Annotated in this window: 12 protein-coding genes; 5 read left to right on the top strand and 7 right to left on the bottom strand. The window is 68.5% G+C overall.

Annotated features, from left to right (window positions below):
* Window position 1: 1 nt before the first annotated feature.
* The gene (locus ACS5PK_RS04425) at window positions 2-1210 is read left to right on the top strand and encodes an MFS transporter (protein ID WP_439439039.1); all 1209 of its coding nucleotides are present in this window, start codon (window positions 2-4) and stop codon (window positions 1208-1210) included.
* 51 nt (window positions 1211-1261) lie between these two features.
* On the opposite strand, the gene ACS5PK_RS04420 is transcribed toward ACS5PK_RS04425, so the two are convergent.
* The 6 genes from ACS5PK_RS04420 to ACS5PK_RS04395 all read right to left on the bottom strand — a co-directional run bounded on the left by ACS5PK_RS04420 (window position 1262) and on the right by ACS5PK_RS04395 (window position 12592).
* Window positions 1262-2098, bottom strand: coding sequence for a hypothetical protein (locus ACS5PK_RS04420; protein WP_439439038.1), 837 nt, complete (start codon window positions 2096-2098; stop codon window positions 1262-1264).
* Window positions 2095-7671, bottom strand: a complete 5577-nt coding sequence (locus ACS5PK_RS04415) for a CHAT domain-containing protein (protein WP_439439037.1) — start codon at window positions 7669-7671, stop codon at window positions 2095-2097. Before ACS5PK_RS04415 ends, ACS5PK_RS04420 begins: the two co-directional genes overlap by 4 nt.
* Before the next feature lie 530 nt (window positions 7672-8201).
* The gene (gene truD, locus ACS5PK_RS04410) at window positions 8202-9215 is read right to left on the bottom strand and encodes a tRNA pseudouridine(13) synthase TruD (protein ID WP_439439036.1); all 1014 of its coding nucleotides are present in this window, start codon (window positions 9213-9215) and stop codon (window positions 8202-8204) included.
* A gap of 463 nt (window positions 9216-9678) precedes the next feature.
* Window positions 9679-9933, bottom strand: a complete 255-nt coding sequence (locus ACS5PK_RS04405; RefSeq protein WP_439439162.1) for a poly-beta-hydroxybutyrate polymerase N-terminal domain-containing protein — start codon at window positions 9931-9933, stop codon at window positions 9679-9681.
* Between the two features lie 14 nt (window positions 9934-9947).
* The gene (locus ACS5PK_RS04400) at window positions 9948-11201 is read right to left on the bottom strand and encodes an acetate/propionate family kinase (RefSeq protein ID WP_439439035.1); all 1254 of its coding nucleotides are present in this window, start codon (window positions 11199-11201) and stop codon (window positions 9948-9950) included.
* Window positions 11201-12592 (bottom strand): bifunctional enoyl-CoA hydratase/phosphate acetyltransferase, encoded by a 1392-nt coding sequence (locus ACS5PK_RS04395; RefSeq protein ID WP_439439034.1) that lies wholly within the window; start codon window positions 12590-12592, stop codon window positions 11201-11203. Before ACS5PK_RS04395 ends, ACS5PK_RS04400 begins: the two co-directional genes overlap by 1 nt.
* Window positions 12593-12739: 147 nt before the next feature.
* On the opposite strand from ACS5PK_RS04395, the gene fabI reads away from it, so the two are divergent.
* From fabI to ACS5PK_RS04375, 4 genes are all read left to right on the top strand, one after another.
* Complete coding sequence (gene fabI, locus ACS5PK_RS04390; RefSeq protein ID WP_439439033.1) at window positions 12740-13519, top strand: enoyl-ACP reductase FabI; 780 nt, start codon at window positions 12740-12742, stop codon at window positions 13517-13519.
* 18 nt (window positions 13520-13537) lie between these two features.
* Entirely contained in the window at window positions 13538-15508 is a 1971-nt protein-coding gene (locus ACS5PK_RS04385; RefSeq protein ID WP_439439032.1) for a DUF47 family protein, read from the top strand.
* Between the two features lie 6 nt (window positions 15509-15514).
* Window positions 15515-17113 (top strand): PEP/pyruvate-binding domain-containing protein, encoded by a 1599-nt coding sequence (locus ACS5PK_RS04380; RefSeq protein WP_439439031.1) that lies wholly within the window; start codon window positions 15515-15517, stop codon window positions 17111-17113.
* Window positions 17114-17457: 344 nt separating this feature from the next.
* Window positions 17458-18357: a LysR family transcriptional regulator gene (locus tag ACS5PK_RS04375; RefSeq protein ID WP_439439030.1), complete on the top strand. Its 900-nt coding sequence runs from the start codon at window positions 17458-17460 to the stop codon at window positions 18355-18357.
* Between the two features lie 94 nt (window positions 18358-18451).
* Here ACS5PK_RS04375 and ACS5PK_RS04370 read toward each other — a convergent pair whose 3' ends face one another.
* Complete coding sequence (locus ACS5PK_RS04370; RefSeq protein ID WP_439439029.1) at window positions 18452-19111, bottom strand: pyridoxamine 5'-phosphate oxidase family protein; 660 nt, start codon at window positions 19109-19111, stop codon at window positions 18452-18454.
* Between the last annotated feature and the right edge of the window lie 24 nt (window positions 19112-19135).

Below are 19135 nucleotides of genomic sequence, written 5' to 3'. Positions count from 1 at the left end.
CATGCGCCAAGGACGTTCGGCCACCGCCACCGTCGTCGCCCTGGGCCTGGCTCAGACCCTGGCCTGGGCCTCGTCCTACTACCTCCCGGCGATGCTGGCGCAGCCTATGGCCGCCTCGCTGGGCCTGGGGGCGCCGGACATCTTTGCGGCCTTCTCGGTGGCCCTGGTGGTGTCTGCCCTCGTGGGCCCTCGCGCGGGCCGGCTGATAGACCGGCACGGCGGCCGGCCAGTGCTCGCAGGCACCAGCCTCCTCTTTGCCGGCGGTCTGATGCTGATGGCCATTTGCACGAGCTTCTCCGGCCTGCTGCTGGCCTGGGTGGTGATGGGTATCGCCATGGGCAGCGGGCTCTACGAGGCAGCCTTCGCCACCCTGGTCCGACTGCATCGGCTGGAGTCGCGCCGCATGATCACCGGCATCACCCTGATTGCAGGCTTTGCCAGCACGATCGGCTGGCCCTTGAGCGCATGGCTGGCCACGCAATGGGGCTGGCGTGAGGCCTGCTGGACCTGGGCCGCCCTGCATGTGTTGATGGGCCTGCCCTTGAATCTGTTGCTGCCGCCAGCCGAGTCCGAGCCGGACACCGCGGCCGCCAGCGCCGCCGTCCCGGGCGAGCCGGCAGCCGCTGAGCAAGCAGGACTGGGGCCGGTACTGGCCTTGTCCTTTGTGTTCGCCGCCACCTGGTTCACCAGCACGGCCATGGCAGCCCACTTTCCCCGGCTCTTGCAGGGCTTCGGCATCGGCGTGGCTGGCGCTGTGGCCATCGCCGCACTCATCGGCCCATCGCAGGTGGTGGCGCGCCTGTTCGAGTTCGGCTTCCTGCGCAGGACGCATCCCCTGCTGTCGGCCCGTCTTGCCGTCCTGGCGCATCCCCTGGGCGCGCTGGCCCTGCTGGTCCTCGGCGCTCCGGCGGGGGCGGCGTTTGGCATCCTGCACGGCGCGGGCAACGGCGTGCTGACCATCGCCAAGGGCACCCTGCCTCTGGTGATCTTTGGTGCCCAGGGTTACGGCCATCGCCAAGGCCTGCTCATGTTCCCCGCACGCATTGCCCAGGCCTTCGCGCCCTGGCTGTTCGGCATCGCGCTGGACCGCTGGCAAGGCAAGGCTCTGTGGCTCAGCACCGCACTGGGCCTGCTGGCCTTTGGCATGCTGATGCTGCTGGAGCGTCTGCGCATCGCTTCGGCAGCCGCGCGATCCGCCCCGGCGCCATGACACCTGCTTGCTTGCGATTTGCCGCGAGCCTGCTGCCGTCACCGACAGGGCTCAGGCGACCTGGCCTCTCGTCCGCGGCCGGTCCGGCCGGACCGGCTTGTAGGCGCCCCGTTTTTTCTTGGCGAGCGCGCATTCCCTTTGAGCGTAGGACTTGGGATCGGCGTAAAGGGGCGACTCGATGCCCCACACGACGGCAGCCGATCGCAGCATGCGCATGAGGTGGGCGTCGAGCTCGCCATGGCTCACGCGCTCGCGACGTTCCGCAAGCCGACGAGGCAGGCACCAACGATCCCAGTACACCTTCTTGCCGCGCCGAAGCAGCTTGCGCACGGTCTTGAAGGCCAGCGCGGTGCCGTCAGCGATGCGGTAGCTGACGAAGTTCAGCGGCAAGGGTTTCGATCTGCGCTCCCAGTCCAGCAAGGCCTGGGCCGAGTCAAGGCGCCGCATGCTCTGCAGGCTGTGGCCTATGGGCTTGCGGGTGTCGGCCCACAGCATTCGCTTGTCGCCCGCGCAATTGACCGTGAGGAGGCCCGCCAGCAGGCTCTGGGCGTCCCTCAGCGGAAACCATCGCGAAGATGGAGCTGCCATGAAGTGGAAGCCGCCTCCGCGCCTGCGCTGCACTGACGCCACCACCAAGCAGGCATCTATGCCCGGCGGCAAGTCCCCCCAAGGCGAGAAGATCTGGCTGACGATCCAGATGCGGTCGCCAGGCTGCACCACGGCCGCCATGCCTGTTTGCCGTCGAGTGGTGTGGCGGGTGGGCCGCTCGAAGCCGTCATGACGACGCTGATAGCGGCGGAACCAGGGATCCGACGCCTTCTTGGGGAATCTCAAGACGACCTGCCTCGGCAGGTAGTGGATGAAGTCCTGCGGCGGGCGAGAGCTCATGGCTTGTTGCCCCGCCCACTCTTGCGGCCTGGCTTGGCAGACGCCTGGGCAGGTGCTTGCGCTGGCTCTTTGGCGGCCTCTGATCCCAGCGCCGCCAGCATCTCCGCGATGGCCGTTCGCTCGGTCGCCGGATGGGCTGAATCCTTCCATGCGGGCAGCATCACGAACTCCGCTTGTGTCGCCACGGAATTCCACAACCGGCGCGAAGTGGCGTGCAGGCGCAGGTCCTCGATCTCTGCCTTCAGCAACTCGACCTTGTCCGCCAGCCATCTTCCGGCGAAGGCCTCGTACATGTGCAGCTCGACACGCGCCCCCACGGCGGCCCAGAAGTCAGGGGCGCTGTTGAGCTTGGCATGGTGACAGGCACGGGCTTCATCCAGATCGGCTTGAGAAACTGAGCGACCGAGCCGCATGTGGATCAGCATGCGGTTGAGCAAGGGATAGAACAGGTCGGCAGACTGGCTTTCGCGGGCCAGTTGCTCGCCGAGCAGGTAGTGCTCGCAGGCCGCATGCAGACTGGCCTTCACCTCGTCCGAACCTGGAGCGCTGCCGGCCCGTTCATCAAGGAGGGCCAGACGCTTCCAGGCGGAGGCAAGCAGGCAGGCGCCATGGCAAGACCGGACCAGCGCGAAGGCATGCTGCAGCAGCTGGATGGCCTCCAGCACGGCGGCGCGGTCGCCGCTTCTCTCTGCGGCCCTGGCCTTGAGGTTGCCCAGCTGCTGCAAGGCCTGGATGCTGCCGCCGCCGTCCTCGGCCCTGCAGGCTCGCTCGTACCAGAAGAGGGCCCGGTCAGTCAGGAAGTCCTCGGCGTAGGCGGCACCAAAAGCTGCGCAGACCTCGCCGCTGGCCCGCCAGATGTCGCCGAAGGCCAGGTCCAGTTGCTGAATCTCGGCCTTGGTCCGTTCCTTGTCGACCTCATCGCCGTGCTGCAACTCTTGCGTATGGGCCTGCAAACGCAAAATGAGGCCTTCGGGCGAGTGGACTTTGGGCGCGGCCTTGGAGCCCGTGACTTCGCCGCCTTCGACCAGGCGCCAGCCGGGATCGCCATAGCACTGGTAGGCAGCCCAGGTGTTGCTGTCGGGGAACTGCTGCCAGATCTGCTCACGGGCACGGCTGACTGCATGAACAAAGGGCTCGCCAGCCAGCAGTTCGTCGTAGAAGCGCCGCGCAAAGGCCGCCGCCGGCGCGTCACCCACGGCCCAGCCGGCGGCCACGACGCAACGCACGCCAATCTTGATCAGCGCCTCGGCCACGCTGGCGGCAAATTTGGGAGGGCTGCGATCAGCGCCGCTGCAGCTCTGCAACATCTCGCTTTCCATGCGGCCGACATGACAGCAGTTGATGAAGACGAGGTCAGGCACCCGGCGCATGGCGCGCACTTCGTCAGGGCCGAAGAACAGGTCGTCCGACAGCACGATGCCACCGACCTGCTGCTCTGCGTCTGTGCGCACGACCGTCTTGAAGTCACCATGCCCCGCGACATGAATGACGCGGTAGTTGTCGTTGAAGGCAGCATTGGTGATGTCGGCCGCGCCACGTTGCAGCAACAGGGTCACGGCATGTGCCGCGCCCTTGCCGTCAATGGCAGCGGCAAAGGCGGCGGCGACATTGCGGGCTTCGCGCTGGGCGGCGGGCAGCGGGCCGTATCGGCTGGGGTCGCACAGCGGTTCGCCGATGACGAGAATCGCGTCGTCATGTCCGGCGTACTTGGGCGCTTCCCGGTAGTCCTCGGTTCGCAGCTTGCGCAACAGGCGCGAACGCAGCGCCCAAGGGCGCTTGTCACCGGCTGCACGCTCCTCCTGCGAGGTGGCATCCAGCAGCTCCCAAGGGTATTGGGCGGCATGGCGGTCCAGCTGCAGCAGGACTTGGCTTGACTCAGCCAGGAAGGGTTCAATCTCCACAGGCACCATGAGCTGGAACAGGCTGCGGCCGGTCTGGTTGTCGCGGGCGCCGCTGAAAGCGCCTTGCTCTATGAGCGTGCGCATCAGGCCGCTCTGGGGCCGCACGCCGCTGACCTCGCTGCGCGCGCGGCGCGTGTCCAGGGTGAAGCGCAAGGGCGCTTGCTCATCGGCCTGGCTGACGGAAATGAAGTCGTAGTCAACGCCGCGATAGCCCGCTTCGGGCGGCCGTCGCAGCGCACCGGCGGCGCGGCCTATCAGGGGAGCCACGTCCAGGTCCTGGGCAAGCGTATCGGAGAGCGAGAGCAGCGCCTGCAGGGCCTCGGCAGCACGATCGAGGTAGCGATCCACGAGCTGCAGCGTCAGCACCTGCGGCCAGCCGACCGCAGCAAGCCGCTGATTGGCTTGCTGCACGCCCAGTGCAATGGCCTGGGCAGAGGTGGCCACGGGCATGCTGCTACCACCGCTGCCGACCAGCACGGCTGAAAGGTCGAATCCACTGCCTGCATCGCGCTGCTCGGCCACGCGCTGGGCGTAGAGGAGCACGCCCTGGCGAACGGCGTCGCTCAGCGTCGAGAGGTTCAGCTCGCCTTCCTCACCCAGGCCAACGACCAGGACCGTAGAGGGCCGAGGCTGCAGGGAAGGGTCGTCGGGGCGGCGATAGGTGTTGTTGAACAGCTGGGCCGAGCCGATGTTGGACGGGTAGGCCCCCGCGTGCAGCGCCTTGCGCATGGAGCCGCCCAGCAGGCGGTTGGCGACAGCCTCCGCACCCGTGAGATCGAAGGAGCGGTAGTGGCCGATGAGCAGGGGCCCGGCGAGCAAGCGCAGGTCTCCGTTGACAACGCGTACGCTCAGCCTGCCGGGCAGCACGGAAGCTGGCGGGGCTGTTTCGCCGTCGGGGCGGAAGACGGCATCGACTGTTTCCGGTGGCTCGCCACCCCGCACAGCACGCATGGCCACGAGGGCAGGCGCAGCATCTGCCTCCCCGCCCATGCCTGCGCGCGTGTTGGCTCCAACCGGCTTGAGCTTGTTGGTATCGCCCTTGTCGAGCAGTTCGACATAGGCGCTGAAGCAGTCTTCCAGGTCAGGCAACTTGCCATGGGCGCCTGAGGCCTGCCAGGTCTTGACGCCGGGCAGCATGGCGCGATCCAGGGTGACGCGGCCGTCGCCGCCATTGGCAGCGTTGAGGTACTGCACGCCGTCCTTGCCGACACGCACGCCGGTGGGGGTGAACTTGGCTTGACCGACGACCAGGAGCAGTTGCCCCGCGTTGGGCAGAGCCTCGCGCTGCTGATCCAGCCGCTGGCGCAGCGCCACGGCACGCGTGAGGATTGGCTGCGCAGGCTGGCCCCATTGCAGAGCCTTCCTCTGCAAGAGGTCGCGGTGCCACCAGCTTTGGGCGTCGATGCGCTTCTGTACCGCGTCAATGTCGGACTGCTGCAAGGCGGCCCAACCGGCGGGGGTGTCGAGGCGGAGCTTCTCGTCCAGCAGGTCGGCCTGCAGCTGCAACAGACCTGGCATCCCGGCGATGAGCTGACGGGCTTCGTAGCCGTCGAACAGGCTGCCAAAGCTGGACAGGAGGTTGCCGAAGGTGTCGTCGCCGCTGAGCACCTGCATGGGTGCGTAGGAGCCCCCATTGGGCGTACCCAGCATCAGCAGGCGGGCCTGCGGATGACGGAACACCGCGTCCCAGACCTCGGGGCGCTCCAGCTGCAGGGTCCGCACCACGATGCCCCCCATGCTGTGGGCCACGAAGCGCACCGGCTGGCCGCTGCCGGCGCGGGCCTCCAGCGCCGCCAGCACCGCGTCGCCCAGGCGGCGTGCTTCCTCCTCGATGGGGCGTCGCCAGTCGTAGCTGAACTCGTGGACGTCGTGCGTCTCGCGCAAGTGGGCGATGAGGGCGTCGTAGCTGGGGCCGATGGGACCGTCGGGCGTGGCCTGGCCGGGATAGGCGATGCGGTCGAGCTGGCTGATGAAACGCCAGCTGAGCCAGATGCGCTTGCCGTCCACGGCGAGGTGGGAGCCGAGGATGCCCGGCAGCACGAAGACAGCAGGCAGCGCCGGCCTCTGGCTGGGCTTGCCTGCCCGGTCGCCGCTGTGGTCCTGGCCCGCCCAGGAGAGCGGGCCGATGGGGCGGTAGCCTGCGGGCGCAGCCTTGGCAAGAAGGCCGTTGACGATGGCTGCTGCGGTGAACTCGTTCTCGAAGTAGCGGAAGTGGCTGACCTTGGCACCGCGGTCCAGCACGAAAGATGCGCCTCTTTCACCGCGCGGCGCTCCGCCGTACATGGAGCGGGTCTGCACGACGAGGTCGTGATCCGTCCAATAGAAGGCATCGGTGAGCAGTGTCTTGAGCCAGCTGAGGACAGAGTCGCCTTCGATGTCACCAGCGACAACGCGCAGCTCGCCCGCCAGGGGCGCCTCACAGGGTTGCGTGAGCCATTGCGTTGTGGGCGAGTCGGGCACCATGGCCTGCAGGCCGGGCAACACATCGGGCTTCAGGCGCTCCGTTGCGACGGCGCCAAGAAACCGCACCAGCTGGGGCGCGACGGGCAAGCCGGCAAGTTCCAGCGCCCAGCGAAAGACCGACAGATAGGCGTCAAGCCGGCGCGACGCCAGCAAGGTGCCGCGTGCCGGGCAGGCCACGCGCACCATGCGAGTGACACGTATGCCGCGGCTGGCGTGTCTCTTCAGCGCCTCGAGCTCCTCACGGTGCTTGCTGTAGTTGGCATCTGCGCTGCTGGCGAACAGCGCCATGGAATCGGCATCCAGCCCCTGGCCACCAACGACGCGCGCCACCACCTCGGCGACGATGCCGCCGCGCGAGTGCGTCAGCAGATGCAGCTCGGCGTTGTCGGGCACCTGGCGGAGCAGTGCCAGCGCATTGGCAAACGGGCTGGCGCTCAGCGTTGGATGGTCCAGTGCATAGACACGGCCGCTGTAGTGGCCGAACAGCTTTTCCACGCGGGTCGGATGAAACTGCCAGAGCTTGGCGAATGTGCCCTCGGTGCTGGAGAAAGTGCCGTGGATGAGCACAAGGCTGGGCGCCCCGGCTGGCGCTTCGATCATCCCCGCGACCTTGAACCGGCTGCCTTTGAGTGGCGGCAGCGGCTGAGGCGGCAACTTGTAGACGCCTGGATCGACCTGCTCGTCCACCAACTTGCCGATCTGCTCTGCGGCCACCGTGGACGCCTGACCGCCCGTCACGCGGCGCACCACGCGAAGGGTATCCAGAAGGACGCCGCCCATCGACTGCAGCAATCCGCCGCGTGAGGCCGCTCCGCCATCGTCTTCCAGGCCTTGCCAGGCGAGCTGCGCTGACACACGGACCTGGTTCAGCGCTGTACCGTTTCCATCGCGCTGATTCTGCTGCACCCCGCCTTGCTGCGCACGCAGCAGCTCCAGCGCATGCTGCGGGTGAAGGACCAGGGTGGGGCCGTTGGCGATGACCATCTCGACCAGGTCTTCCCCGGGCCTGGCCGTGAGAGTCAGCGCACCGCCGCTGTCGCGCCGCGCCCCCACGCGCACCGCCTGCCTGACTTCCCCATGCTCGGAGCTGGCGGCCGACGGAGCGCCGCTCCCGTTGGCCGAGCGCGCGCCGCCTGTCAAGTCCGCACCCCACACGACGAAATGGATCTCGGCGTGCGGCGTGCCCGTGTTGTCTCCCTTGCCTGCCATTGGCGCTCCTGATCTTGCTTGGGCGCCTGAAGGAGCCCGGATTCACGACTAGGCTTTTTACCGCGGGAATCGGACAAAGTCGCGCAGCGGCGACTTGCTATCGACAATCTTGTCTAGGTCCGCAACCAAAGCGTAGCGCGCAGCTTGAGGCCGTGCGGGCTCATCGTACCGAGAGGCCATCGTGCAAGCCATCGGCCGGCGGCCCTGGCGCACGCGATGGCACGGCGCATCTGTTGGATCACGTCATCCCGCATGTGCCGGGGCGCCAGTGGGCGTGATCGGCGTGCGGCTTGCCGACAATCACACCGGCCCGTCCGCGTGAACGGCAAGCCCGTGACGGCACGGGGGATGGCTTGACCGCCCAGGCGACCTGAAGGTCGAAGAGAGGTCGCCGCAGAGCCCCCACCCCCGCCGAATCAGGCGTGAACGCGCACGGGCGGGAAGGCGGTCAGACGGAGCCAGACGGAGCCAGACGGAAAGCGGTGCGCCAGGGGCAGGGGCGCCCCCTGCATGCCGAGGTAAGGGCCCCATCATTCGCCAGCCGCAGACTCGTTCTCTGTGTGCCGCTCAGGCTCCGTGGCGCGGAGGATTTCGTTCAGCACGGAGGTGGCGTAGTTCCCGGCGGGCAAAGAGAAGGTGAGCACCAGTTGATGGGCTTGCGGCCATTCCCATGACATGTCCATCGGGCTAGCCACCAGGGCGCGGCGCTCCTGATCCAGACCGGCGTGTTCCATGCCGTCGCACAAGGTGGGGTGGCGTTCAGCCACTCCCATTTCCAGGGCCTGCGCTTGATCGGTGGTGCTCACGCGGCCCCGTCCCCAGAGCGGTCCGGTGGGCCGACCCGCCTCGTCCATCACGTCGCCGGGCAGGGTCTTGCCCCAGAGTCCCTGCTGAATCCGCAGCGCCAGCACTTCATTGAAGACGAAGGAGCGCACCGCAGACAGGTAGATGCCCTTCTTCTTCGGGTTGCGCACGCGGATTTCGCGCGCCAGCATGGCCCGTCCCTGTTCGACGTTGCCGCCATCGTGGCCGAAACGCTGAGCGCCGAAGTAGTTGGGCACGCCATGTGACGCAACGGCCGCAAGATTGGCCTCAATGGCGTCGCGGTCGCCGGTCACGTCGCGCAGCACGATGCGGAACCGGTTGCCCTGCAGATCACCGGGGCGCAGCTTCTTCACGTGGCGGCTCTGGCTCAGCACCTTGAACTCCGGGTGCTGAAGCTGGGTCAGATCGGGCGTCTCGCCCTTCGGCAGATAGATGCTGAACCACTGGCGGGTGATGGCGTAGCGGTCCTTGAGGCCGGCATAGCCCACGTCCCTGTCCTGCACGCCGGCGGCCTCGGCCAGCTGCTGGGCGACGAAGGCGGTGTTGGCGCCGTTCTTTTCGATGTCCAGCCAGATGTGCTCGCCCTCACCGGAGGGTCGCTGCAGCGGCAGTTCGGTCACGATGAAATCCTCGTTGAGGAGTTTCAGGGTCGCGCTGGCGCCGCTGGCCGGATAAGCGTTGGGCCACTGCGGCAAGGTGGTGTATTGAGCGTCGGTCATGAGTAATCTGACGGCACCAGCTGTGGACAGGAACAGGCTGCCTATCCGACCAGGGGCGGTCCAGGCCGTGATTCTCTCCTTACCCGCAGGCCTCGAAGCGCGTCGACAACTGCGGCTTCAATGCGGTACCGTTGCGCGCCATGACAGGCGGCCCAATCACCTCAACTCACGGCCTCGGTCAGGAGCTGACCGCCGTCGCGGCCGAGCGGACAGCCGATTCAGGCTGAATGCTTTCGCCCAGCTCAAGCGCGGCGGACGGCAACATGGGGCTGGGAGCCGTCGTTCGCCTCGCTGAGTTCGGTGCCCAACAACGGCCGTTCAAAACAAGAGTCGTTCACTGAAGCTATCCGCCCCGCGACCGCCAGACGCCGGAGGGCCAGGATGAAGTGCGGCCGGAAGGCGGCATGCCGCGCCCGACCGGATTTGCGATGCGTTGCCGATGCAGCGAGAGCCAGGGCTGCCATCAGGCCGATGGGAAGCACGACGAGTGCGACCGTGCCGGTCCCACCAATGATTGAACATGGGGTCTCGGTGCAGGCTGGAGCAGCGCAGCCTGCGCGGGCTGGGTAGACAGGTGCAAGGCCCAGTCCGTGACGGCCAGCGCCATCGCAACCGGTGACAAGCCCCCGCAGGAGCGGGCCAGGCCGGCCTGCCAGAGAGCGTCCAGGCGCTGCGCGGCATGGCGTGCGGCTGCGTCCGGAGAGAGCTCGGCTGGCATCGAATCGGCGTCTTTCATGGGGTCGAGTCCTTCAGGAGATCGAAGGCCGCCTTCGCTGCGACGCGGCCTTCATCGGTCGGTATCACCCAGGCTTCGACGGAGGAGTCCTCGTCATGGATGGCCTGGATGCTGTCGCCCCGGGCGGCCTGGTTGCGGGCGGCATCCAGACGCAGGCCAAAGGGTTCCAGCGCCGCGGCGATGGCCTCGCGTGTCAGTGCGTCGTGCTCGCCGATCCCACCGGTGAAGGCCAGCACATCCAGCCCTCCCAGCACCGCCGAAAGTGCCCCGGCCTCGCGTCGGGCCCGATGCTGGAAGAGCTCGATGGCCTGCCGGGCAGCCGGGTCAGTGCTCCCGCGCAGCGTGCGCATGTCCGCCGACAGGCCCGAGACCCCCTTCAGCCCGCTGCTGCGGTACAGCAGCGCCTCCACGCGCTGCAGGGTCCAGCCGGTGCGCCACAGGTGCAGCAGCACTCCGGCATCCAGGCTGCCGCAGCGCGTCCCCATCATGAGTCCATCCAGCGCAGAGAAGCCCATGGTCGTCGCGAAGGATCGTCCCTCGCGCATGGCGCACAGGCTGGCGCCGTTGCCGAGGTGGGCCATCAGCACCCGACCCGTGGAGCGGCTGCTGTGCTCACCCAGCCGCGCGGACACGAACTGGTAGGACAGCCCATGGAAACCGTAGCGGCGCAGGCCCTGGTTGGCCAGGGCCTGGGGCAGCGGCAGCCGCTTCTCGACATCCGGCAAGCCCGCGTGGAAGGCCGTGTCGAAGCAGCCCACGGCCGGCACCTCGGGCCACTGGCGTCGGAAGGCCTGGACGCCGGCCAGGTTGTGCGACTGGTGCAGCGGGGCCAGCGGAGCGAGAAGGTGCAGGGCCTCGATCGCCTCGCCGTCGAGCTTGCAGGGCGCGGTGAAGCGCTCCCCGCCATGGACGATGCGATGCGCCACGGCGATCAGCTGCACGTCGGCTTGCGCCAGCCACCCGGCCAGCTCCTCCAGGGCGAGGTCGAAGGCCTCGGTTTGGGGCCCGCCAGGGCGTGGGCGCACCGCCTGCAAGGGCCTCGGCGCCTGGCCGCGCAGTTGCCAGTGCGGGGTGCCCCCAGGCTCCAGCCCCTCGCAGACGGCAGACCATGCGGCCGGCGCGTCCGGCATGGGGTACAGGCCGATCTTCAGGGACGAGGAGCCTGCGTTCACGGCCAGCACTGCCTGCCGGCCGCGCAGTTCGTCGGGAAGGGAGACCGGCCGGTGCTCCTGCGCTGTGTCAGCGTGCATCACGCGGCGGCCCGGGCAGCCACTGCGGCCAGTGCCGCCGAGGCCAGGCGGGAGACAGGGGCATCGGCGCGGCTGGTGAGTGCGATCGGCACCCGCGCGCCCAGAACCACGCCGCAACCGGCAGCACCGGCAAGGTACTCCAGTTGCTTGGCCAGCATGTTGCCGGCCTCCAGGTCGGGCACCACGAGGATGTCAACATCGCCTGCGACCGGCGAGGTGATGCCCTTGATGCGAGCGGCCTCAGCCGAGATGGCGTTGTCGAAGGCCAGCGGGCCGTCCAGCACCGCGTGGGCGATCTGGCCGCGATCGGCCATCTTGCACAGCGCCGCCGCGTCCAGCGTGGAAGCGATGGTGGGGGTGACCATCTCTAGCGCCGACAGCAGGGCCACACGGGGCTGCTCCACGCCCAGCGCTCGCGCCAGCGAGATGGCGTTGCGCACGATGTCCGCCTTCTCCTCCAGGTTGGGCGTGATGTTGACGGCCGCATCGGTGACCAGCAGCGGCTTGGGGTAGGCCGGCACCTCGAAGCGGAACACATGTGACAGGCGACGGCCCGTGCGGAGCCGGGGCTGGTGCAGCACGGCGTGCAGGAGCTCGTCGGTGTGCAGGCTCCCCTTCATCAGCATGGCCACCTCGCCGCCCGCTGCCAGGGCCGCCGCTGCCTCGGCTGCGGCATGGCTGTGGGGTGCATCGACCAGCTCGACAGCGTCCAGCGACAGCCCCAGTTCCGCTGCCAGCGCACGCAACCTGTCCTGCGGGGCCACCAGGACCGGCACGATGAGCCCGGCCGCCGCCGCGTCGAGCGCACCGCGCAGAGACCCCTCGTCACAGGGGTGGACGACGGCGCAGCGCACGGCCGGATGGCTGGCCAGGCCGGCCATCCAGGCCTCGATACGAGCCTTGGGGTCGAACAGGTGCAGCGTGGGCATGGCCGCGCGAGGCCGCAGCACCTTCTTCGTCGGCGCACGCACCAGGGCCACGCCGGACACCACCTGCTCGCCACGCTGGTTGCGCACATCGCACTCCAGCCGAACATTGTGGGTGGCGGGGGACTTTTCCTTCACCACCACGCGCACGTCCAGCGTGTCGCCCACATGCACCGGCCGGTGAAAGCTCAGCGACTGCTCGATGTAGATCGTGCCAGGGCCGGGGAACTCCGTGCCCAGCAGGCTAGAGATCAGCGCCCCTGCGAACATGCCATGGGCGATGACGCCGCCGAAACGCGTGCCCTGGGCGTATTCCGCGTCCACATGCGCCGGGTTGACGTCGCCGGACACGAGCGCAAAGGCACTGATGTCGTCACGCGTCAGTGTGCGGCGCAGGCTGGCGTGCTGGCCGGGCTGCAGTTCGTCGAAGGTCAGGTTCTCGATCAGGTCCGTGTTCGCATTCATGGGCTTGCCTCAAGGAATCGCCGCCAGCTTGGTGGGTGCCTGTGTCCGTCTCGTGAAGCGGGAGCTGGCGATGCGCGGCGCTTGATCTGGCGCAAGGGAGCACCCTGCTGTCACAGCCAGTTCATGGAGACCTCAGAACCTGCCGGCATGACGACACCTCTTTCATCCCTCGCCGGGCGACGCGGCCTGATCATCGGACTGGCCAACGAGCACAGCATCGCCTGGGGCTGTGCCCAGGCCCTGCACCGCAACGGCGCCCGGCTCGTGTTGAGCTGCCTGAATGCCAAGGCCGCCGCGGTGTGCGAACCGCTGGCCGCGTCTATTGCCACCCCGCTGCTGACCTGCGACGTGACCGAAGACGGTGCCACCGCGGCGCTGGTGCAGACAGCCGTGGAGCAGCTGGGCGGCCTGGACTTCGTCGTCCACTCCATCGCCTGGGCGCCGCTGTCCGACCTGCACGGCCGCTTCGTTGATGTCAGCGCCGAAGGCTTCGCCCGCGCCATGCGGGTGTCCTGCCATTCCTTCATCGAGCTGGCCCGCGCCGTCGAGCCGCACCTGCACGAGGCCGGAGGGGGCTGCCTGTTGACCATGAGCTACCTCGGCGCGGAAGGGGCGGTGCCGCACTACGGCCTGATGGGGCCGGTCAAGGCGGCGCTGGAGTCTTCCGTGCGCTACCTGGCGGCTGAACTGGGCCCGGCCGGCATCCGTGTGCATGCCGTGTCTCCCGGCCCGATTCCCACACGGGCCGCCTCTGGGCTGGCCGAATTCGATGAACTGCTGGCTCATGCCCGCAGCCACGCGCCGCTGCGTCGTGGTGTCACGCTGGAGGAGATCGGCGACACCGTCGCTTTCCTCTGCAGCCCCGCAGCGACCGGCCTGACCGGCCAGACGCTGTTCGTCGACGGCGGTCTGCACGCCGTCCGCTGACGAGGAAGGAACGAGACGATGATCAAGCAGGAAGCTGTCGCCGCGCTGGGCCAGGATGCGCTGGTGCGGCCGGCGCGCGTGCGCGAGGCCTTGAAGGCCAATGACCGGCTCAAACTGGCGCTGACCGTGATCCAGGCCTCTGCAGCCCAGGCCGCCGCACCCGAGCGCCCGGCCGTCGACTTGGCGCACGAGATCGCGGCAGCCGGCATCCATGAACGCGATGAGGTGCGCTGGTGGCGCGAGCTGCCGGCGCGCGCCCAGGCGAGCGAGCACGGCCTGCTGCTGCCTGATCTGGATCGCCTCGCCCGTCATCTGGGCACCGACCTGGCCACGATGGCGCGCCCGGTGCTGGACGACAGTGCGGCCGACGCCCCGTGGGCCGCACGCGTGGCTCACTGGCAGGACCACCTGCAGCACCTGCCAACCCAGCCGCTGGACAAGGCGGCCCTGGCCGACCTCACCCGGGGTCATCGCGACGAAGGCGACAGCCTGCACCTCCTGGTGATGGACCTGCACAAGGCGCTCAACCGCCTGGCGGCCCAGCTGCATGGCGAGGACGTGGACGGCGCCCACGCCTGGGGCCTGGCCCCCAGCGACAGCCCCGAAGGCGCTGTCGACCGCTCGCGCCTGTCGGCCTTCATGCGTGGCCTGGCCCGCACCCGCCATCTCAAGGGCACGCACCCAGGCCTGGACACCTCCGCCACCCGTGACGGCGAACGGCTGCTGATCCAGAACGACATCGGCACCAATGACGCCCATGTGCTGGTCCTGCAGGTGCAGGGCTTGGCGCTGTCGCTCACCTATTCCGACCTGCACCGCACCCGCTTCGCCTTCTTCCAGCAGTTGCTGGCCGAGGCGGGTGCGGCCTGGTCGGAAGTCGCCTCGCGCACGCAGGCCGGGCTGAACCAGGGCGAGGCCTACCACGTGGGTACCGCACGCTGGGAGGCCGCCGACGAGCCCGCACTGCAGCAGGCGCTTGAGGCGGTCGGGGCGCGCATCGTCTTCCTGATCGACTGGAACCGAGCCCGCAAGCGCCTGCAGAACTTTGTCGGCAAGGAAGACGCCATCGCGGTGCTCGCTACTGCCGCACATCGCGAGTGCGGGCACATGGCCTGGCTGGTGGCCGGCGGCGAACGCCTGGTCTGGGACGCGATGGCGGCCCAGGGCGAGGGGGTCTTCCGGCTGGGCGATCGGCTGGAGGACGTGCTCGGCGCGCCGGCCGCGCGTGACTGGCTGGTGACCCTGCTGGAGCTGGCCGCCACCGGTGTCGGCCGCGGGCAGCCGGCGGCCTGGGTGGCCGACGAGGCACGCCTGCTCCTGGCCCGCACGCTGCGCCACCATGCCGGAGGCGGGGGCTTCGGCAGCCCGCTGCAGGAACATGCCTCCTGGTGCCACGCCCTCGCCCAGGGCTTGCGCGATGCACTGGCGCACGGCGCGGCCCGGCATCCGCACGCGGCCAAGGCGCTGGCGACTCGGGCCAAGCATTGGGAGCGTCGTGCCGACGAGTTGGTCGAGCAGGCCCGCCACCGTGCTGAGCGCCACCCCGCCACGGCCAGCGGCGACGCGGAGCTGCTGCACGCCGCCGACGACATTGCCGATGCACTGGAAGAGGCCTGCTTCGCGCTCAGCCTGGCCGCCGAGGCCCGGCCCGATGGCTGGGGACCGCGCACCACCGCCGCGCTGCAGTCACTGGCGGATGCGGTGCTGTCGGCCGTGCAGGAACACGTCAAGGCCGTCACCATCGTCGGCCAGGACAGCGCCTCGGCTGCCGACGAGACGCTGGATGCCCTGTGGCATGTGGTGCAGGCCGAGCGGCAGTGCGACGAGCTGTTGCGCGCGGCGCGTCGTGCGCTGGCACACGAGGCGAAGGACGCGGTCGCCTGGGCGACCGGCAATGAACTGGCGTCCGCGCTGGAGAAGGCTTCCGACCACTTGCTGGCCGTTGGCCATGCGCTGCGCCGGCGCACGCTGGCGGCTCGGCCGGAGTAGCCCGTGATGCACACCGATCTCCCTGACGACCTCTACCTGATCGCCCGCAAAGCCACCAGCGCCGATCCGGTGCCCGGCCCCAGTGCCATCGGCAACAAGGCGCACAACCTGGCTCGCATGGTGGGCATCGGGCTGCGCGTGCCACCGGCTTTCGTGATCGGCACCGCCTGGTGTGCCCGGGCCGGCGAGCTGCGCCCGGGCCATTGGGCGCCCGCGGTGGCGGCGCTGGAAGAGGCCACTGGCGGGCGGCTCGGGGACCCGCGCCGCCCGCTGCTGCTGTCGGTGCGCTCCGGCGCGCCGGTGTCCATGCCCGGCATGATGGAAACCCTGCTCAACATCGGCCTGAACGATGCTGCCGTCCAGGGGCTGGTGCGCGGCACCGGCAACCCACGCCTGGCCTGGGACGCCTATCGCCGCCTGGTGGCCGGCTTCGGCGAGGTGGTGCTGGGCCTGCCGGCCAGCGCCTTCGAGGCCGACCTGGCGCACATCGCCGACGAAGACCATGACGAACGCGCGCTGGACTTCGACGCCATGCGCAGCCTCACCCAGGCCCACCTGCGCACGGTCGAGCGTCTGGCGGGCCGGCCGTTTCCCCAGGATCCGCAGCAGCAACTGGGCGAGGCCATCGATGCGGTGTTCCGGTCCTGGCAGAGCGAGAAGGCGCTGACCTACCGCCGGCTCAAGGGCATTGCCGACAGCCCGGGGACTGCGGTGACAGTGCAGGCGATGGTCTTCGGCAATGCGGGAGGCGACTCCGGGGCAGGCGTGGGCTTCACTCGTCACCCTTCGACCGGCGAGCCGCAGCCCTGGGTGGACTACCTCTTCAATGCGCAAGGCGAGGACGTGGTCTCGGGGCGGCGCAGCGCGCTGGGGCACGACGAGCTGCAGGCCGTGGCGCCAACCGTCTGGCAGGAGCTGCTGGACGGCACCGCGCGGCTGGAGGCCGAGTTCGGCGACATGCAGGACTTCGAGTTCACTGTTGAGCGCGGTCGCCTGTACTGGCTGCAGACCCGCAACGGCAAACGCACGCCACAGGCGGCTGCGCGCATCGCACTGGACCTCCACGATGCCGGCCGCATCGACCGCACCGAAGCCCTGCGGCGCACCGAGGGGCTGGACGCCGAAGCGCTCAGCGAGACCGTGCTGGCCCCTCAAGGCTGTGCTGGCAGTGCTGCCATGCTGGCGCAAGCGCAGAGCGCCTGCACCGGCGTGGCCGTCGGCGAAATTGCACTCGACGAAGCCCGGGTTCGCGAACGGCAGCGGGCCGGTGTTGCCACCCTGCTGCTGCGGCAGGATGCCGAGACCAGCGACATTGGTGCGCTGGAGCTGGCCAGCGGTCTGCTGACCTCACGGGGCGCTAGAACCTCGCATGCCGCGGTGGTGGCTCGGCAGCTGGGCAAGGTATGCCTGGTAGGCTGCGATGCGCTGGAGATCGACCTGGCAGCGCGCCGCGTGCGCCTGGGTGGCCGCGAGTTCGCCGAAGGTGAAGTGTTGACCCTGGACGGCCACAGCGGCGCCGTGCACGTCGGCGCCCTGGAACGACGATGCCAGGCCCCAGAAGCCTTGCTGGTCCGGCTGCAGGCGCTGAGGACAGGGGCCGGCTGAGGCGAGGGTCAGCCCTGCACGGCGCGACTCCAACAAAAAAGCCGTCGAGACTGGCGCACGTCATTCGTTGACTCGCCTGCTCAGCGCTGAACCGCTGAGTCCGTCGGGAATCCTGGAATCCGCCGTCTTCTGGGAGCTACTGCCTCGATTCAGCCGGGGCAGCTCAGTGTCAACGCCGGGGATGCTGAGGCGAGACATGTGCAAACTCCGGCTTTTTGCCGGCCTTGTTGACAAGGTTTTTGGATCTTTCCGCTGTGCTTTCAGCGAACGAGTGCACCGTCCTTGAATCGCCTCATACTTAGAATCGCCTGCAAATCCAGGGCACCGTTGCGCGAGGAGGAATAGTGGACCGATTGCACCTGATCAATGTCTTCGTTTCGGTGGTCGATGCGAATGGGTTCGCGGGCGCTGCACGCAAGCTCAACATCTCCCCGCCCGCCGTGACCCGCGCCATCAGTGAGCTGGAAGCTCATCTGGGCGTGCGCCTGCTGACACGGACGACCCGCGTGGTGCGTGTGACCGAGGCTGGGGCGCGTTATGTGGAGGACTGCCGTCGCATCCTGGCTGAATTGGCCGAGGCAGATGAATCGGTGAGCGGCTTGCATGCCGCACCGCGCGGCCGCCTCACGCTGACCGCACCGGTACTGTTTGGGGCCTTGTTCGTCACCCCTGTCGTGGCCGAGTATTTGCAGCGCTATCCAGAGGTGACGGCCTCCTGCTGGTTCCTCGACCGGGTCGTGAATATGGTCGACGAGGGCGTGGACATCGCGGTTCGCATCGGGGAACTGCCTGACTCGTCCTTGCAAGCGATCCGGGTGGGCCGGGTGCGCCGCGTGATCTGTGCGGCACCCGACTATCTGGCGCGCCATGGCACCCCACAAACGCCGGACGAGTTGACGACCCACACGATCGTATCGGCCAGCGGCGTCACTCCCACGCCGGAATGGCGTCTGGTCGAAAACGGCGCGCCCAAGCTCGTCAAGCTGCAGCCGCGCATGACCACCACCACCAACGACTCAGCCGTGGCTGCGGCGGTAGCGGGCTTCGGTCTGACGCGGCTGTTGTCCTACCAGGTGGCAGAGCATGTGCGTGAAGGTCGGCTTCAAATTGTGCTGAGCGAGTTTGAAACGGCGCCTCTGCCTGTGCATCTGGTGCACCGCGAGGGCCGCCATGCCTCACAAAAGGCGCGTGCCTTCCTGGATCTGGCGATCGAGCGTCTGCGCACCAACCCCGCACTGGATTGACAGCGGCAACGCCAGGGAAGCGCCGTTCCCCTTGGCGCGTGTTGACACAGCGCCAGGGACCGTCGATCACTGGCGGCGCCCCCGGGCTGACGGGTCAGGCCAGAGGCTCCGCTCCGAGCCCCCGGTCAGCGCCTGCTGAAGGGGCTGCCTCGCGCAAGCGCTTCAATTCCTCCCGAGCTTGCAACAGCTCGGCGCGCAGCGGCGCCATTGCCGCATTCACCTCGGCCTCGGTGAAGCGGGGCGTGATGTGCTTGGGGCAATTCCAGTCGTAGGCTTCCACCGTGATCAGCATGGCGCGCTCGACCCGCGCCTCGTACTGGGGCAGGGCCAGCCGCGCCAGCAAGGCCGGGTCTTCATCGGCTGTCACCAGCCTCACACGCCCCAGGATCTTCAGCCGGCGTTGATGGGCGTAGTCCATCAGAATGATCGAGACGCGGTCATTGCCCTGCAGATTGCCGACGCTGATGTACTGCACATTGCCCCGGAAGTCGGCATAGCCCAAGGTCTTGGCGTCCAGCACCTGGAAAAAGCCCACAGGCCCGCCACGGAACTGCACATAGGGCCAGCCCGTTTCGCCCACCGTGGCTTGATAGAAGCCATCGCGGGCATGAATGAACTCGGCCTCGCGTGCGGTGAGTGCATCACGGCGCTCGTCCGTGTGGTCCAAGGCCTCGTAGGCCGAACGGCTGCCCATGCGGGTTTGCATGGCCCTCACGGTCGGAGTGAACGCGAGGTCGGAATAGGCTCGGCTCATGATGGTTCCTTGGGGCTTTCAGAG

The organism is Roseateles sp. DB2 (assembly GCF_051857535.1).
Classification (GTDB): Bacteria; Pseudomonadota; Gammaproteobacteria; order Burkholderiales; family Burkholderiaceae_C; genus Roseateles_B.
This window is presented reverse-complemented; position numbering and strand designations above follow the sequence as displayed.

Coding starts and splice junctions, on each gene's coding strand:
- ACS5PK_RS04425 (WP_439439039.1), top strand. CDS start 2: ATGCGCCAAGGACGTTCGGCCACCGCCACCGTCGTCGCCCTGGGCCTG.
- ACS5PK_RS04380 (WP_439439031.1), top strand. CDS start 15,515: ATGCACACCGATCTCCCTGACGACCTCTACCTGATCGCCCGCAAAGCC.
- ACS5PK_RS04370 (WP_439439029.1), bottom strand. CDS start 19,111: ATGAGCCGAGCCTATTCCGACCTCGCGTTCACTCCGACCGTGAGGGCC.
- truD (WP_439439036.1), bottom strand. CDS start 9,215: ATGACCGACGCTCAATACACCACCTTGCCGCAGTGGCCCAACGCTTAT.
- ACS5PK_RS04400 (WP_439439035.1), bottom strand. CDS start 11,201: ATGCACGCTGACACAGCGCAGGAGCACCGGCCGGTCTCCCTTCCCGAC.
- ACS5PK_RS04405 (WP_439439162.1), bottom strand. CDS start 9,933: ATGCCAGCCGAGCTCTCTCCGGACGCAGCCGCACGCCATGCCGCGCAG.
- ACS5PK_RS04385 (WP_439439032.1), top strand. CDS start 13,538: ATGATCAAGCAGGAAGCTGTCGCCGCGCTGGGCCAGGATGCGCTGGTG.
- ACS5PK_RS04415 (WP_439439037.1), bottom strand. CDS start 7,671: ATGGCAGGCAAGGGAGACAACACGGGCACGCCGCACGCCGAGATCCAT.
- fabI (WP_439439033.1), top strand. CDS start 12,740: ATGACGACACCTCTTTCATCCCTCGCCGGGCGACGCGGCCTGATCATC.
- ACS5PK_RS04395 (WP_439439034.1), bottom strand. CDS start 12,592: ATGAATGCGAACACGGACCTGATCGAGAACCTGACCTTCGACGAACTG.
- ACS5PK_RS04420 (WP_439439038.1), bottom strand. CDS start 2,098: ATGAGCTCTCGCCCGCCGCAGGACTTCATCCACTACCTGCCGAGGCAG.